General features: G+C 70.5%; 17 protein-coding genes. 4 read left to right on the forward strand and 13 right to left on the reverse strand.

Annotated elements, in window-relative coordinates; all coding sequences use genetic code 11:
* Positions 1 to 52: 52 nt before the first annotated feature.
* The 4 genes from AB0L65_RS15565 to AB0L65_RS15580 are packed head-to-tail and all read right to left on the reverse strand — an operon-like array spanning position 53 to position 3894.
* Positions 53 to 472, reverse strand: a complete 420-nt coding sequence (locus tag AB0L65_RS15565) for a hypothetical protein (RefSeq protein WP_364245224.1) — start codon at positions 470 to 472, stop codon at positions 53 to 55.
* Between the two features lie 47 nt (positions 473 to 519).
* On the reverse strand, positions 520 to 1425 hold the full coding sequence (locus tag AB0L65_RS15570; protein WP_364245226.1) for a substrate-binding domain-containing protein: 906 nt from the start codon (positions 1423 to 1425) through the stop codon (positions 520 to 522).
* Positions 1426 to 1436: 11 nt separating this feature from the next.
* Positions 1437 to 2402 carry an ABC transporter permease gene (locus AB0L65_RS15575; RefSeq protein WP_363977950.1) on the reverse strand — a complete coding sequence of 322 codons (966 nt, stop codon included), beginning with the start codon at positions 2400 to 2402 and terminating at the stop codon, positions 1437 to 1439.
* Positions 2392 to 3894 carry a sugar ABC transporter ATP-binding protein gene (locus tag AB0L65_RS15580; RefSeq protein WP_364245229.1) on the reverse strand — a complete coding sequence of 501 codons (1503 nt, stop codon included), beginning with the start codon at positions 3892 to 3894 and terminating at the stop codon, positions 2392 to 2394. Before AB0L65_RS15580 ends, AB0L65_RS15575 begins: the two co-directional genes overlap by 11 nt.
* Positions 3895 to 3983: 89 nt before the next feature.
* Here AB0L65_RS15580 and AB0L65_RS15585 point away from each other — a divergent pair, with 89 nt between their 5' ends.
* On the forward strand, positions 3984 to 4958 hold the full coding sequence (locus AB0L65_RS15585) for an ABC transporter substrate-binding protein (RefSeq protein ID WP_364245232.1): 975 nt from the start codon (positions 3984 to 3986) through the stop codon (positions 4956 to 4958).
* A 35-nt stretch (positions 4959 to 4993) separates the two neighbouring features.
* On the opposite strand, the gene AB0L65_RS15590 is transcribed toward AB0L65_RS15585, so the two are convergent.
* The 4 genes from AB0L65_RS15590 to AB0L65_RS15605 all read right to left on the reverse strand — a co-directional run bounded on the left by AB0L65_RS15590 (position 4994) and on the right by AB0L65_RS15605 (position 7773).
* Complete coding sequence (locus AB0L65_RS15590) at positions 4994 to 6133, reverse strand: monooxygenase (RefSeq protein WP_364245234.1); 1140 nt, start codon at positions 6131 to 6133, stop codon at positions 4994 to 4996.
* Between the two features lie 103 nt (positions 6134 to 6236).
* Positions 6237 to 6512, reverse strand: a complete 276-nt coding sequence (locus AB0L65_RS15595) for a DUF2283 domain-containing protein (protein WP_364245237.1) — start codon at positions 6510 to 6512, stop codon at positions 6237 to 6239.
* Positions 6513 to 6532: 20 nt separating this feature from the next.
* Complete coding sequence (locus tag AB0L65_RS15600; protein ID WP_364245240.1) at positions 6533 to 7462, reverse strand: DUF4258 domain-containing protein; 930 nt, start codon at positions 7460 to 7462, stop codon at positions 6533 to 6535.
* Positions 7453 to 7773: a hypothetical protein gene (locus tag AB0L65_RS15605; protein ID WP_364245243.1), complete on the reverse strand. Its 321-nt coding sequence runs from the start codon at positions 7771 to 7773 to the stop codon at positions 7453 to 7455. The genes AB0L65_RS15600 and AB0L65_RS15605 overlap by 10 nt, the downstream gene beginning before the upstream one ends.
* A gap of 139 nt (positions 7774 to 7912) precedes the next feature.
* On the opposite strand from AB0L65_RS15605, the gene AB0L65_RS15610 reads away from it, so the two are divergent.
* Both AB0L65_RS15610 and AB0L65_RS15615 read left to right on the forward strand, forming a co-directional pair.
* A complete protein-coding gene (locus tag AB0L65_RS15610) occupies positions 7913 to 8299 on the forward strand; it encodes a YbaB/EbfC family nucleoid-associated protein (protein WP_364245246.1) in 387 nt (128 codons plus the stop codon).
* A gap of 14 nt (positions 8300 to 8313) precedes the next feature.
* Positions 8314 to 8691 carry a YbaB/EbfC family nucleoid-associated protein gene (locus AB0L65_RS15615; RefSeq protein WP_364245249.1) on the forward strand — a complete coding sequence of 126 codons (378 nt, stop codon included), beginning with the start codon at positions 8314 to 8316 and terminating at the stop codon, positions 8689 to 8691.
* A 30-nt stretch (positions 8692 to 8721) separates the two neighbouring features.
* Here AB0L65_RS15615 and AB0L65_RS15620 read toward each other — a convergent pair whose 3' ends face one another.
* Positions 8722 to 9804, reverse strand: a complete 1083-nt coding sequence (locus AB0L65_RS15620; RefSeq protein WP_364245251.1) for a histidine kinase — start codon at positions 9802 to 9804, stop codon at positions 8722 to 8724.
* A gap of 53 nt (positions 9805 to 9857) precedes the next feature.
* The gene (locus tag AB0L65_RS15625; protein ID WP_364245253.1) at positions 9858 to 11801 is read right to left on the reverse strand and encodes a family 10 glycosylhydrolase; all 1944 of its coding nucleotides are present in this window, start codon (positions 11799 to 11801) and stop codon (positions 9858 to 9860) included.
* A gap of 322 nt (positions 11802 to 12123) precedes the next feature.
* Here AB0L65_RS15625 and AB0L65_RS15630 point away from each other — a divergent pair, with 322 nt between their 5' ends.
* Positions 12124 to 13638 carry an N-acetylmuramoyl-L-alanine amidase gene (locus AB0L65_RS15630; RefSeq protein WP_364245256.1) on the forward strand — a complete coding sequence of 505 codons (1515 nt, stop codon included), beginning with the start codon at positions 12124 to 12126 and terminating at the stop codon, positions 13636 to 13638.
* A gap of 54 nt (positions 13639 to 13692) precedes the next feature.
* Here the strand turns inward: AB0L65_RS15630 and AB0L65_RS15635 are convergent, their stop codons facing one another.
* The 3 genes from AB0L65_RS15635 to AB0L65_RS15645 all read right to left on the reverse strand — a co-directional run bounded on the left by AB0L65_RS15635 (position 13693) and on the right by AB0L65_RS15645 (position 15205).
* Entirely contained in the window at positions 13693 to 14046 is a 354-nt protein-coding gene (locus AB0L65_RS15635; RefSeq protein ID WP_364245259.1) for a DUF2809 domain-containing protein, read from the reverse strand.
* A gap of 153 nt (positions 14047 to 14199) precedes the next feature.
* Positions 14200 to 14424, reverse strand: a complete 225-nt coding sequence (locus tag AB0L65_RS15640) for a DUF397 domain-containing protein (protein WP_364245265.1) — start codon at positions 14422 to 14424, stop codon at positions 14200 to 14202.
* Complete coding sequence (locus AB0L65_RS15645; protein ID WP_364245268.1) at positions 14411 to 15205, reverse strand: helix-turn-helix transcriptional regulator; 795 nt, start codon at positions 15203 to 15205, stop codon at positions 14411 to 14413. The genes AB0L65_RS15640 and AB0L65_RS15645 overlap by 14 nt, the downstream gene beginning before the upstream one ends.
* Positions 15206 to 15268 lie beyond the last annotated feature (63 nt).

Genomic DNA, 15268 nt, shown 5'->3' on the forward strand with positions numbered 1-15268 from the left:
CGAAGGTAGTCCTGCCCTTACCTTTTGGTCAATCACTTGATGGAGACCCGGCTCAGTCCGGCGCCCAGTACTTCACCATGATCTTGTCGAGCTGCTGCACCACCGGCTGCCAGCTCGGCGTCAGCGTGTAGCGGCTCACGCGGTGCTTCTTATAAACAAGCGTGTACTTGAGGAAGTCCGCCCCCTGCGGGGTGGCCTCGGACCGCCCGAGCTTCAGTCCCTTGAGGGACGTGCGCAGCCTGCGCTCCTCCTTGCCGGTGAGGCACTTGTCGACGGTCGGCCCCGTACGGTGGCTGAGCCGCACGCAGCCGTTCGTGTAGACGATCACATGGTCGCTCAGCCCCGCGAACCCTCCTTGCTTCCGGTAGTCGATCAGCACCTTCTTCGGCGCGACGGCCGCCTGCGCGGGAGCCGGGGCCGCGGACAGGGTCAGGGCCGGCAGGAGCACCGGCACGAGCACGATTCGCCACATTTTCTTCACACCTACTTGGACGGATGGGAGCGCCGAACGGCTCAGCCTCAGCCGAACTGGTCCGCGTTCTCCTTGGTAGCCGGTTTCACGGGCACGGCCACCGCCTTGGGGATGCTCTCCCCCTTGGCGGCCCTCACCGCGGCGTCCACCGCCTGCTGCCCCAGCAGCCTGGGCTGCTGGGCGACGGTGACGGAGAGCGTGCCGGCCCGGACCGCCTTGATCGCGTCGGGCGTGCCGTCGAACCCGACCACCTTGACCTGCTGCCCGGCCCGGGCCCCCAGGGCCTTGATCGCGCCCAGGGCCATCTCGTCGTTCTCGGCGAACACGCCGGCGAGGTCGGGGTGCGACTGGATCAGGTTCGTCATGACGTCCAGGGCCTTGGCCCGGTCGAAGTACGCCGGCTGCTGGGCCACGACCTTGATGTTCGGGTACGCGGCGATGCCCTCGGCGAACCCCCTGCCGCGGTCGCGGGAGGCGGAGGTGCCCGGCACGCCCTGGAGCACGGCCACGTTCCCCTTCTCGCCGAGCAGCCTGGCCAGCTCCTGGGCGGCGAGCCGCCCGCCGGCCACGTTGTCGGAGGCCACGGTCTGGGCCACCTCGGCGCCGTTGACGCCGCGGTCGGCGGCGATCACCGGGACGGCGGCCCGGTCGGCCGCCTTGACCGCGGGGGCGGCCGCGTCGGAGTCGACCGGGTTGATGATGATCGCCTTCATGTTCTGGCTGGTGAAGTTCTGGACCTGGTTCACCTGCTGCGACGGATCGTTCTGGGCGTCGGTGACGGTCAGCCTGGCGCCCAGCTTCTTCGCCTCGGCCTGCGCGCCGTCCCGGAACTGCACGAAGTACGGGTTGTTTAGCGTCGACACCGACAGGCCGATCTTGACGTCGCCCGTGGCTCCCCCGCCGCCGCACGCGGCCAGGCCGGCCAGTGCGGCACCCGCTATGAGCATCCGCATGATCTCTCCCCCTAAGTGGTTCCCCTGCGCCGCAGGGTGTCGACGAGCACCGCCAGGGCGATGACCACACCGATCACGACCTGCTGCCAGAACGCCGAGACCGACAGCAGGTTCAGGCCGTTACGCAGGACGGCCAGGATGAGCGCGCCGACGAACGTGCCGAGCGCCCTGCCCTTCCCCCCGGACAGGCTGGCGCCGCCGATCACCACGGCCGCGATGGCGTCGAGCTCGTACCCGGCCGCCGCCTGCGGCTGCGCCGAGGCCAGGCGGCTGGCCAGCACGATCCCGGCCACCGCCGCGAAGCCGCCGGACAGCGCGTACGTGATCAGCTTCTGGCGGCCGACCTTGATGCCCGACAGGCGGGCGGCCTCCTCGTTGCCGCCGATGGCGTACATGGCGCGGCCCGCGTACGTGCGGTTGAGGATCACGGCGGCGATCACCCCCATGACCACCATCACGATCACGGGGACCGGCAGGACTCCGCCGGCCGTGTCGCCCAGGTGCGAGACGGCGTCCGGCATCGGGATCGGGCTGCCCGCCGAGATGACCAGGGCCAGGCCGCGGGCGACGCCGAGCATGGCCAGCGTGGCGATGAACGGCGGCAGCCTGCCGTACGCGATCAGGACCGCGTTGACCAGCCCGCACACCACCCCGACCAGAAGGGACACCAGGGTGGCCAGTGGCCACGGCAGGCCGGCGACGCCGGCGGTCCAGGCCAGGACGATCGCGGAGAGCGCCGCGACCGAGCCCACGGACAGGTCGATGCCGCTCGTCACGATCACGAACGTCTGCCCGAACGCCAGGATCGCGGTGACGGCGGCCTGGACGCCGACGTTGAGCAGGTTCGTCACGCTGAGGAAGTCGGGCGACAGCAGCGACAGCGCCACGACCAGCACCACGAGCGCCGCCAGCGCGCCGTTCTCGGCGAACCAGGCGGCCGCCGGTGACCGGCGGCCCAGGAGCGCGTCACTCGGCACGGGAACCCTCCACCTCCGCGACGGCCAGGGCCATCACGTCGTCCTGCGTGGCTCCGGCCGCGCGCAGCTCGCCGACGAGCCGCCCCCGCGCCATGACCAGGATCCGATCGCTCATCCCGAGGACCTCCGGCAGGTCGCTGGAGACCATCAGCACGGCGTCCCCCTCGGCCGTGAGCTCGTTGACGAGCTCGTAGATCTCGACCTTGGCGCCGACGTCGATGCCGCGCGTCGGCTCGTCGAGGATGAGCACGCGGGCGTCCGCCACCAGCCACTTGCCGATGACGACCTTCTGCTGGTTGCCGCCGGAGAGCGTGCGCACCTCCTGGTCCAGCCCGGCCATCCGGATGCCGAGCCGTTCGGCCGCCTTCGCGGCGGCCGAGCGCATCCAGGAACGGTCCACGAAACCGGCCGTGGTGGCGGCGCGCATGGTGACCAGGCCCAGGTTCTCGGCGACGCCGGCCTGCGGCACCAGGCCCTGGCCCTTGCGGTCCTCGGGGACGAGGCCGAGCCCGGCCTCCATGGCGGCGTGCACGTCGCCGGGCGGCAGCCGCGTCCCCCGTACGGTGACCTCGCCCGCGTCGTAGCGGTCGGCCCCGAACACCGCCCGCACCACCTCCGTGCGGCCCGCGCCCACGAGCCCGGCCATCCCGACCACCTCACCGGCCCGCACCTCGAACGACACGTCGCCGAACGCTCCCCTGCGGGTCAGCCCGGACACCTCGAGCAGCGGCCTGCCCCGCCTGGATGGCCGCCGCGGGTACTGCTGGTCAACGGGCCGCCCGACCATGAGGGCGACCAGCTCGTCCCTGCGGGTGTCCGCCGGGACCCGGGCCACGGACCTGCCGTCGCGCAGCACGGTCACCCGGTCGCCGATCTCGGCGATCTCCTCCAGGTGATGGGTGATGAACACGACCGCCACACCCTCCTCGCGCAGCTGCCGCACGATCGCGAACAGCCGCGCGACCTCACCGGTGGTGAGCACGGCCGTGGGCTCGTCCATGATCAGCACCCGGGCGTCCAGGGCCAGCGCCTTGGCGATCTCGACCATCTGCATGCGCGCGATGCCCAGCCCGGCGACCGGCGTACGCGGGTGCACGTCCACGCCGACCCGGTCCAGCAGCTCCTTGGCCTGCTGCTCCATGCGCCCGGTGGCCACGAAACCGAACCTGCGCGGCGGGCGGCCGAGCGCGAGGTTCTCCGCGACCGTGAGCTGGGGGACGAGGTTGAACTCCTGGTAGATGGTGGAGATCCCCAGCCGCTGCGCGTCCCCCGCGGTGCGGAGGTGCACCGGGCGGCCGTCCATCAGGATGCGGCCCTCGTCGGGGTGGTCGGCGCCGGAGAGGATCTTGATCAGCGTGCTCTTGCCCGCGCCGTTCTCGCCCAGCAGGACGTGCACCTCGCCGGTGCGCAGGCTCAGGTCCACGCCGTCGAGGGCGACCACGCCGGGGAAGGTCTTGCGCAGCCCCTCGGCCTTGAGAATCTCCTCGCTCACGTGGTGGTCTCTATCCGCTCACGAGGCCGGTGAACCACTGAATGCCCAGGTCAGGGTTATTGTCTTGCTGAGTGGGGAGTGAAAATGGGATGACGTCCTCGCGGCTCCGCATCGGGGTGCCCGTCTCCCTGTCCGGGAAGCACGCCCGTTTCGGCGGGCAGGTCCGGCTCGGCCTCGAAGTCTGGCAGTCCCTCGACCCGGCCGTGGAGCTGATCGTCGAGGACGACCACAGCGAGCCTGGCTCCCTGGACGTCGTGCTCCCCCGGCTGGCGGGCCAGTGCGACCTCCTGCTGGGGCCGTACTCCACGCAGCTCATGCGGCGGGCGGGGCGCATCGGCGCGGCGCTCGACAGGCTGATCTGGAACCACGGCGGTTCGGGCGACGACGTTCAGGCGGCCAACCCGGGGCATGTCGTCTCCGTCCAGACGCCGGCCGGCCGGTACGCCGATCCGTTCGTCCGCCGGCTCGCGGAGAGCGGCGACCACAGCCCGCTGCGGATCGTGAGCGGCAAGGGGCGCTTCGCCCTGCAGGTCGCGGAGGGCGCCGCGCGGGCCGCGCACGCGGTGGACATCCCGGTGGTCTTCGGCGGCCCGGTGGACGACTCCTGGAACCTCTTCTGCGCCGGGGCCTTCGACGAGGACGTGGAGGTGGTCAGGCGGGCCCGCCGCGCGCGCACCATCTGCGCCGTGGCCGCCGGGGTGCGGGAGTTCGGCGCGGCCGTGGACGATCCGCGCGGGATCTACGGCGTCGGCCAGTGGTTCCCCGGCGGCGCGGGCGAGGCGGCCTTCGGGGTCTCCGAGCAGGAGTTCGTCGCGGCCTACGAGAAGCGGTCCGGGGTGCCGCCGAACTACATCGCGGTCCAGGGGGTCGCCGCCGCGATCATCGCGACGTACTGCGCCGCCCGGGCCGGTGGGACCGGGCGGGCGGAGCTGTGGTCGGCCGCCGCCGGCCTGGAGACGGCGACCCTGTTCGGCGACTTCGCGATCGACCCGGGCACCGGCCTACAGACCGGGCACCGGGCGGTGCTCACCCGGTGGGAGAGCGAGGGGCCCGTCGCCGCCTGAGGTCAGGCGGCTCGGGGATCGGGCGGCTCCGGGGGTCAGGCGGCTCCGGGGGTCACGATCGCGATGCCCAGGCACATCTCGTCGCTGGTCCCGTCGCCCCACACCACGTACCGGGGCGGCAGCTTCTGCAGCTGGGGCAGCTGGGCGCGCAGGCCCGCGTCGTGCGTGCACGTCACCCGTACGACGTCGCCCTTGTTCACCGTGACTGGCTTGGGCAGGACCCGCAGCGACTGGTCGTCGAAGTTGTACTCGGGCACGTCCAGGAGCGTCTGCGCCTTCGGCGTGCCGGGGTTGAGCTCGACCTTGATGGCGCGGCCGAGCAGGTGCATGTGGCCCGCCATGGCGTGGACCGTGGCGGTGCCCTCGACGGGCATGTCACAGTGCTGGGTCGGCCCCGGCTTGCTCGGCCCGCAGTACTTGGTGAGGATCGCCACCTGCTGCGTCAGCTCCTCGCCGAACCTGGCGCCGACGTCCTTGACCGCGGCGGCCCGGTCGCAGAGCGGTCCCGACTCCTTCGGCGTGCAGGGGAGCTCCACCGGGGCCTGGAACAGGGCGGTCTCCAGGGGCCGCAGGGTCTGGTCGGTCACGCGGAGGCGGATGCCCGAGCGGTCGGTGCCCGGCTTGCCCTCCACGCCCAGCAGGTTGTAGTGGACCTGCATGACGAGCCGGCTGCCCGGCGGCAGCTCGTAGCCGTACTTGGGGTCGAGCAGCGTCTCGCTGGTGCCGGGGGCCCAGTGCGCCACCCATGAGGAGTCGCCGACGCCGTCGTCGCCGAAGCACGTCCAGCCCTGGCCGGGGGTGCGCCGGTCGATCTCGCGCGCCTTGGCGGCGTGCTCGGGGTCGATCCTGAAGAAGATCGCGTGGTGGACGAGGTCGAGGTTCTGGGGCTGGAACTGGGCGCCGGTCAGGAACACCTTGCTCGCCAGCTTGGGGTCGATGAGGAAGCAGCGGTAGTCGTCCGTGCCGCCGTTGGGCGGGTTCGGCGTGTACGGCTCCGCCATCGTCAGGTTGACGAACCGTTCACCGGCCCGCAGCTGGGCCGCCGCAACCGTGGCCTTGGCGGCATGTCCGGTGTGAGCGGTGTGACCGGCCGGCGTGGCGGTGCTCCGGGCGCCGCACGAGGCGAGCAGGACGACCGCGAAGAGTAACGCGGCCGTCCGGGCGAGTCGATTCATGGAATCAACACTCGCCCGCGAGGCCGCGCAGGACATCCTTCCTCAGGACGTTTCCGTTCGTTCTCTGGTATGAGGCCCGGGTCGGCCCCCGGTCATCACATCCTTACGGGAGGGCCGGTCCATACCCCGAGGGAAAAGGAGGAGACGGCGGCTCGTCGTCGTCCTCGTCGGCCCACGCGAGAGTCTCCGGCCGCAGGATCGCCGATGCTCCGAGGACCTCGATCCCCAGCAGGCGGCCTCCCGCGTCGAAGTCCAGCACCACCTCGCCGGGCATTCCATCGCGCTCCACCAGGAACTGCGAATCCGCCTCCCCCTGGCCTATCTCCTCCACCAGATAGATGTAGGCGACGTCATTCTCATCGTCACGTTCGATCCGCACGTCATGCCTTTCAACTGCGGCTATTTCTTCTTCTTCCAGATAGCAGACACGATGCCACCCTTGTTGTTCGTCACAACACGGACGCTGTTGGTCTCATGCACGGTGGTGCCGGGCGTGTTGCCGGGTCTCGTCTGGCCGTTCTCCACCGTCTGCCGGACCTGGTCGTCGCTGATTCCCCGCTGGCCCTGACGATCGGCTGCGTGGGACGTCGTGCCATCGGTGCTGTTGCGGGGGCTACCGCCGCGACGGCCGCCACCCCCGCGGCGGCCGTTGCCGCCGCCCCGCGCGTTCTTGTTGCTGCGGCCCATCTTGGCCATGTAGTCGCTCACGTGGCGAGGGCCGGTCGTCGCTCTCGGCCCCACGGTGCGCCCGCCCGCGCCCGCGAATGCCGGGCGCAGCCCGCCGGGGCGGCGGAGGTTGTCCAGGATGCGGCGCATGGGTTCGAGGATGCGGCGGCGGATGATGCGGGCGATGACGTTGCCGCCTTCGCTGCCCTCGCGCAGGATTTTGCCGACGGTTTTGCGGGCCATGAGGGTGCGTGCGGTGGCGTAGCCGAGGCCGGCCGCGCCGCCGTAGAACAGGGCCTTGTGGACGGCGACCGCGGTGAAGACCGCCTGGGTGCCGACGGCGACCTTGACCGCCGAGACGACCGCGGCGCCGGCCTCCAGCGCCACCGGGGCCAGCTTCATCGCGTTGTTGGCCTGGGTCAGGTGGCCGCCGTCGGCGCCGGCCTTGGCCCAGTGGTTCTGGGCGCTGGTGCCGGACTCTCCGCGGTAGACCTGCTGGACGCCGCGCATCGAGGTGTCGGCTCCGCTCGCGGCCGGGACCGTCCCGGCGTGCGCGACCCGCGTCGCGTCGCGCTCCGCGCGTATGTCGTCCTCGTCCAGGTTCGGCCACGGGCCCAGCATCGCCATCATCCCGGCCGCCGCCGGGGGCAGCACTACACCCATGCGCGGCCGAGCTGCTCGGTGTTCTGGACGTTCGCAGCCTCCATGTCGGCCGTGTTCCTGACCACGGCCTGCAGGCCCTCGCCGGTGGCGCTCATCTCCGTGGAAAGTCCGGTGAGCGCGGCCATCGACGTCGCGCGGCATTCGGCGTACGCGCTGGTGAAGATGGCGAACAGGCCGTCATCCCCCCAGGAGGACACCCCGTCCCCACGTGCCTTGAGCGGCTGGAGAGCAGCGTCGTAGTCCTCTCCATGGGCCCTGATCCGCGAGGCCTCCTGCCCCACCGCCCCCAGAGCAATCTCGAGTCCCATCATGCCGAATGACCATATAGGGACATATAGCGGTCTGTGCAACATTTCGCGTTAATGAGATCTACATCGCCAAGTAAGGATCTTGTCAGCGTGTGTCTAGACTTGGCCACCTGGTCCGCTCTCCTGACCACCGGAGGTCGCCTTGTCCGTCCCCTCACCCGAGCACGACGCCGAATACCTGGAGCAGTACTTCGCCCAGGGCCGGCGGGCCATCCGTGACCTGCGCGCGGCACAGGCCGCGATCCGGCAGTTGGAGGGCCTGGCCAAGAGCAAGGACGGGCTGATCGAGGCGGCCGCCGACGGCCAGGGCGGGCTGACCCGCCTGCGCATCGACCCGCGCGCCCTGCGGCTCGGCGAGCCGACGCTCGGACGCGAGGTGACCGCCGTGCTCCGGGCGGCGCAGGAGGACGCGGTTCGCAAGGCGGGGGTGCTCGCGGACGAGGCCATGGGCGCCGCGAACCTGCCCGAGCCGCTCGACGAGACGTTCGTACGCCGGCGGGTCGAGCAGGCGGCCCGCGATCTTCTCTAAGCTCGGAGGCAAGTGTGTACGGCCATCCCTACGACCCGGCCAACATCAGGGAACAGGACGTGGACGAGGTCGCCCGCCAGGGTGAGCAGGTGCTCGCCTGGCTCGAGACGGCCCAGGAGGACCTCGAAAAGATCGTCGGCACCGGCGAGGCGGCCGCCGGCCAGGTCAAGGCGACCGTCGACGTCAACGGGCTCGTCCTGGACGTCCGGTACGGCCCGCGCGCGACCCGCCTGAACAGCCACGAGCTGGCCGAGCAGACGCTCGCCGCGGTGGGCGAGGCGTGCGCGGACGCCCAGCGCCAGACCCAGGACCTCATGCGCGAGGCCCTGCCCGGCTACGACCCCGTCGAGGCGAACGCCCAGTTCGAGCGCCTGCTGAACGACTGGGGCTGACCTCCCGCTCACGGAGGCGACGTGGGGAACTCACGGAGGCGACGTGGGGAACGTCGCCTCGACCCGGAAGCCGCCCTCCCGGTCCTCCCCGGTCTCCAGGGTGCCGCCCACCAGCTCCACCTGCCGCCGCAGGTCCAGCAGCCCCATCCCGGGCCCGGCGCCGCCGACCCAGGCGTCCGGCTGGCCAGGGGTGTTGCGCACGGCGATCCGTACCGATCCCGGGCGATAGCGCACCCGCACCCGCGCCTCCGCCCCTGGCGCGTGCTTGCGGACGTTGGTGAGGGCCTCCTCCACCATCAGGTACGCGGTGCGCCCCACCACGCCCGACACGGGCACCGGCGTGCCGTCCACCACCAGCTCCGCGGGGACGCCCGCGCAGGCCGACTCGGTGACCAGCGGCCGCAGGTCGGGCAGCGGGAGCCCCAGGTCGAAGCCCTCCCCGGTGCCACGCCGTAGCAGCGCCACCATGTGACGCAGCTCGTCCAGCGCCTCGAACCCGGTCGCCCGGATCTCCTCCGCCGCCGCCCTCCCGCGCTCGTCGCGCGCCGCCATGGCCAGCACCCCGGCCTGCAGCACCATCCGGCTGACCCGGTGGGTCACGACGTCGTGCATCTCGCCCGCCAGCCGTTCGCGCTCGACCCGCTGGGCCCGCTCCGCCAGCTCGCGGCGCAGGCGCTCCCTGACGGCCACGTACATGCCGTACAGGGTGGCCAGGGCGAGCGCCGCCTCGGTGCGCAGGATCAGCGGGAGCCGGTCGGGCAGCGACAGGACGGCCAGGCCCAGGATGATCACCGGCAGCCAGCGCTGGATGCCGCGATACCGCTCCGCCGCGAACGCCATCGCGCCGTACGCGGCGAAGGCGCACGTGGGCGGCCAGAGCGGCGCCGCGTCCGGCAGCGGCACGTGCCAGACCACCGACAGCACGGGCAGGGCGATCGCCGTCCCCGCGCTGACCCAGGCGACGGTGAGCGGCGCCCTGCGCGTCCAGAGCACCGGCACCGCCGCCGCGAGCAGGACCACGAGGACCGGGCCGGTGTAGCCGGTCGCCAGCGTCAAGCCTCCCGCGGCCAGGACCGCGACCGCGTCGATCGGCCGCGGACGGACACCGTCCACCGGCTCATCGTACGATCACGCACCGGCCCTGCCCAGCCTCCAACCGGGCGACCTCAGGTCTTGGTGATGCGGACGGCGTCGGCGATGACGTAGCCCGTCGCCGAGGTCCACCGGCTCACCCCGACCACGTTGTACGTGCCCGCCGCCAGCGTGTACGTGCCCAGCACCCGCCACTGCCCGCCGCCGCTGCGCTGGTCCACGGTGACCGTCTGGTTCCCGCCGGAGGTGGCGACGATGTACGGCGTCGCGCTGTTGTAGCCGGAGTCGGCCGGGTACCACACCTCCACCCGGTAGGTCCCGGCGCTGGGGATGGTCGTCTGGTACCAGGCGGGATCGCTGGCCGAGACCGGGTTGGCGAAGCGGTAGTCGGCGCCGTGCAACTGTCCGGAGAAGGCGGACGTGCCCCAGTTCGAGCTGGCGGTGAAGCCCGCGTCCGAGTTGTCGATCACGACGCTGAACCCGTCGCCGGACTGCCCCACGGGCTTGCCCGTGCTGGCCGCGCTCTCCTGGTGGGTGCGGTTGAGGGCGGTCACGTAGTACGTGAACGCCCCGGAGGCGGCGGACGGGTCCGTGAAGGACGTCTTGCGGGTCGTCGTGAGCAGGTTGCGGGCGTCGGCGAAGGAGCACGGGTCCGCGGTGGACTGCAACCCGTTCACCCGGTACACCGCGTAGTACGTGCCCGAGCCCGTCCACGCGAGCTGGACGCCGGTCGAGCCCTGGGCGGCCGAGGTGATCGCGGGCGCGGGCGGCGCCGCCGCCGAGCCGCGGGCGGGCAGCAGCGCGGGCTTGGAGTAGTGGGCGTTCACCACCCGGGTGATCGACCCGATCCGGTCCGCCTTGACGTCCTTCGCGCTGAAGAAGATGTCCCCGGACACCTCGGGATGCCGGCGGTTGTCGGTCAGGTGGTCGCTCAGCTCCGCCGGGTCCTGCCAGGCGGCGTCCTGCCCGGAGGCTCCGGCGCGGTAGGCGGCCTGGCCGACGACGAGCTGCACGCCGGTGCCCCGCACCTGGTCGGACCACCAGGCCGTGAGCACCTCGTAGGCGGCGGCGGAGAAGCCGATGTGCCAGTAGATCTGGGGCGAGATGTAGTCCACCCAGCCCTGCTTGACCCATTTCCGGCTGTCGGCGTAGATCGCGTCGTACGACTGCAACCCGGACGTGCGCGAGCCCAGCGGGTCGGTCGAGGAGTTGCGCCAGATGCCGAACGGGCTGATCCCGAACGACACGTGCGGCTTCGCGGTGTGAATGCGCTGGCCCAGCTCCTGCACGAGCAGGTTGACGTTGTTGCGCCGCCAGTCGGCGATGTTGCCGATCCCGCCGCCGTGCTGGGCGAACGTGCCCGCGTCGGGGATGGTCTGGCCGTCCACCGGATAGGGGTAGAAGTAGTCGTCGAGGTGCACGCCGTCCACGTCGTACTTGGAGACGGCGTCCATGATCGCGTCCTCGATGAAGGCGCGTACCGCCGGGATGCCCGGGTTGTAGTAGAGCTTCCCGCCGTACGCGAAGCGCCACTCGGGGTGCTGCCGCGCGGGGTGCGTGGCCACGAGCTTGTTCGGATCGGCGTGGTTGGCGATCCGGTACGGGTTGAACCAGGCGTGGAACTCCAGGTTGCGCGCGTGCGCCTCGTTGACCATGAAGGCCAGCGGGTCGTACCCGGGGTTCCCGCCCTGGGTGCCGCTCAGCCACTCCGACCACGGCTCGAACGGTGACGGCCAGAACGCGTCGGCCGTGGGCCTGATCTGCACGACCACGGCGTTCATCCGCTTCTGCACGGCCATGTCCAGCCACGCGCGGAACTCGGCCTGCTGCTTCGCCGCGCTCAGCCCCGTGTCGCTGGGCCAGTCGATGTTCGCGACCGTGGAGATCCACATGGCCCTGAGCTGGCGTTTCGGGGTGGCGGGGTCAGGCGTGCAGGCGGCCGCGGCGGCGGAGAAAGGGGAGGTCACAAGATGGACGAGTACGGCGAAGGCCGCGAGAGCAGCGCGCAACGCGATCACGAAGAGAAGTTTCAGCGCGTTCAGGAGAAAGTGCAATAGTCTTCACCGCTTCGGTGGGGCCCAATCTCGGGGCGCGGAACACGCACCACGTCAGGCGCGCCCGCTCTCTTTGAAGCGGCATTCGAACCTCTTCCCCCCGGCAGCCTCGACACCGGACGACCGCCGTCAAAGGGGCGAAAAGTTTCACCTAACACGTGAGTAATGTCAATTATCGACATATGTCAAGACGTGCCATACGGTGGGCGCGTCTAGCGGTCCACCCGGAGGTAGCAGGTTCCGCGCGCCCACGGTGCGCCGCTTACCACCAACGAGGAGCACCCCCATGACTCTCGTCCGCACGCGATTAGCAGCCCTCGCCACCTCGACCCTCGCCGTCCTCCTCATCGCCGCAGGCCAGCCCGCCCTGGCGGTGGCCAAGGACAGCCCGCTCCAAGCGGCGTTCGCCAAGGCGGCCGCCGCGCAGGACGTCCCCCGCGACCTGCTCGTCGCGCTCGCCTACGCCGAGACCCACCTCGACGGCCACAAGGGCGAGCCCAGCGCCAGCGGCGGATACGGCGTGATGCACCTGGTCAGCAATCCGACCAACCACTCGCTCGAGAAGGCCGCCGAGCTGACCAAGCTCCCGGCCGACAAGCTGAAGGCCGACGACGAGGCGAACATCCTCGGCGGCGCGACCGTGCTGCGTTCCCTCGCCGACGGGCTGGGCCTCGACGAGACGGCCAGGAAGGACGCCGGGCGCTGGTACCAGGCCGTGGCCAAGTACGGCAACGCCTCCTCGCCCGAGCTGGCCCGCCTCTACGCCGACGCCGTGTACGAGCAGCTCGGCCTCGGCATCGACATCCGCGGCGTCCAGGTCAAGCCGCAGGAGGTCACCGCCGACCGGGGCGAGCTCGCCAAGGCCCGCCAGCTGAACGCGCAGGCCGAAGTGGCCAGCCCCGACTACCCGCCGGCCGCGTGGGTGGCCGCCAGCTCCAGCAACTACACCGCCTCCAGCCGCCCGTCGGCCTACGCCATCGACCGGGTGGTCATCCACGTCACCCAGGGCTCGTACGCCGGCACCATCTCCTGGTTCCAGAACTCCGCCGCGCAGGTCTCCGCCCACTACGTGGTCAAGTCCTCCAACGGCGCCATCACCCAGATGGTGCGTGACAAGGACATCGCCTGGCACGCCGGCAACTGGAGCTACAACACCAGGTCCATCGGCATCGAGCACGAGGGCTACGTCGCCGACGCCTCGTGGTTCACCGACGCGATGTACCGGGCTTCCGCGGCCCTGACCAAGGCCATCTGCGACAAGTACGGCATCCCGAAGGACCGCAGCCACATCATCGGGCACAACGAGGTCCCGGGCGCGACCCACACCGACCCGGGCTCGTACTGGAACTGGACCACGTACATGAACTACGTGACCGGTGGCGGCACTCCGTCGTGGTCCACGACCATCGACAACACCACCTCCGGCCAGTTCACCGCCAGCGCGAACTGGGGCACCTCCACCTACTCCAGCCAGCGTTACGGCGCCGACTACCGCTACGCCGACCCCGTCGCCGCCAGCGACCCGGCGTGGTACTCGGCGACCATCCCGAGCGCGGGGACGTACCGGGTCGAGGTCTGGTATCCGGACGATCCCGGATACAACAGCTCGGCGCCGTTCATCGTGGCGGCGTCGGGCGGCAACCAGACCGTCTACGTCGACCAGCGCTCCGGCGGAGGGGCCTGGAAGAGCCTGGGCACCTTCTCGCTCAACGCCGGCACGTACAACGCCGTCGGCGTGAGCCGCTGGACCTCGGGCACGGGCTACGTCATCGCCGACGCCGTCCGCATCAGCCGGGTCTGAGAATCACCTCGTACGGCCCGCGTCCCCTCCGCAGCGGGGGCGCGGGCCGTACCTTCACGTCTCAGGGCGACATCGGCGTTCCCAGGCCAGGGCCGCGACCACACCGATGGCATAGGCGACCAGGTCCCATGGGTCCGGGAACGCACCGACCAGGACACCGCCGATCCCCGGCGGGGTCGTGCCGACGATTTGGTAGAACTCGACGGCGGCGGCGATCGCGGCCGTGGCCAGGGTGCGGCGTGCGGCGGTGGTGCGCCACAGCAGCCCCAAGAACGCGTAGACCAGCATGGTGGCGGCGACGTCGCTCACGTAACCGCGGATGAACGGTTGTCCCGGGCCCCGGTAGAAGAGGACGAACGCGCCGACGGCGAGGGCGAAACCACCCAGAAGGACCATGGCGCGGCGCATGAGATCGACATCTTCTCCGAATCTCAACGATCAGGACGAACCTGATCATAGAGTTCGTCCCCTATGGCGGCATGCTGGTTGCGTCAGGTCAGCGACCGCGCGGTGGAGTGCCAGCACTCTCCTCGCCTCTCAGCTTCATCCGCAAGGGACGGGTCAGAGGTCGAATTCGCCGAGCTTCGCGCCGCCCACGAAGGCGCGGAAGACCCCTCCGCGTAGGATCATCGGCGGGACGTCGGGCTGCTCGGAATCCCGGATCGCGTACCGGTCGCCGCTCAGCTTGGCCGCGTAGAGGCAATCCCCTCCGTTGGAGCCGGAGAGCGAGGACTTCGTCCACTGAGCCGAATCCAGTTCGGCCCGCAGCTCGTCACTGATCTTCATACCTTGCCGCCACCTCACGTATTAGTCGCTGGCTCACGTGTATGGGGTGCGCCCATGTGTGAATTGCGTCATACCTGACGTTAACGTGCCTTACCGTGTCCTCGCGAGCAGATACGGAGGCTTGCTCAGCGGCTTCCAGGTAGACATGGTCCGGCAGGCCGTCGCCCTGAGCGAGAGCGAAGCCTCCGAGAAGACCTGCGGTGACGCCGATTTCCAGCGGCACGATCTGGAGGGAGATGTTCGGCCGTTCGCCCATCTTCAGTAGGTGCTCTAGCTGCTCTCGCATCACCTCTTTCCCGCCGACGGGCCGAAGGAGGACACATTCGTCGAGCAGCGCCCAGTACATGGGTGGATCCTCGCGCTCGAATACAGACTGCCGCCGGAGCCGCGTCTCGACGGCCTCTTCGATCCACCGCTCGGCGACTCCCGGCTCGGCAGAAAGGATGGCCCGCGCATAACGAGCCGTCTGGAGGAGTCCCGGGACCACGAGGGGTTGCCACGTTCGTATGGTGTGCGCCTTCTCCTCCACCTTCGGCCACTCGCTGAACCACTTCGGAGTGGACATGACCGTTGTGTTGGGCAGGAGCCCGAAGAGCTCCCCGTTCAGCCCCAGAATCGCCTCGGCCGCCAGGGTGAACTTCTTGCCCGGCCTCCGCTTACCGCGCTCGATCAGGCCGACCAGACTCTCGCTGCATGAGAGCAGGTCTCCCAGGGCCGTTTGAGAAAGACCTGCCGAGTTACGCGCCTTTTTCAGTACCTCGCCGTAAACCTCTGTCGTCATGTCATCGCCCTTTCGCAGGACCCGGACAAGTGCCAGCACGTCTGTCTGGAAACGGACCGTGAC

It is taken from the genome of Nonomuraea sp. NPDC052116 (assembly GCF_040680035.1).
In the GTDB taxonomy this organism is placed as follows: Bacteria; Actinomycetota; Actinomycetes; order Streptosporangiales; family Streptosporangiaceae; genus Nonomuraea; species Nonomuraea angiospora_A.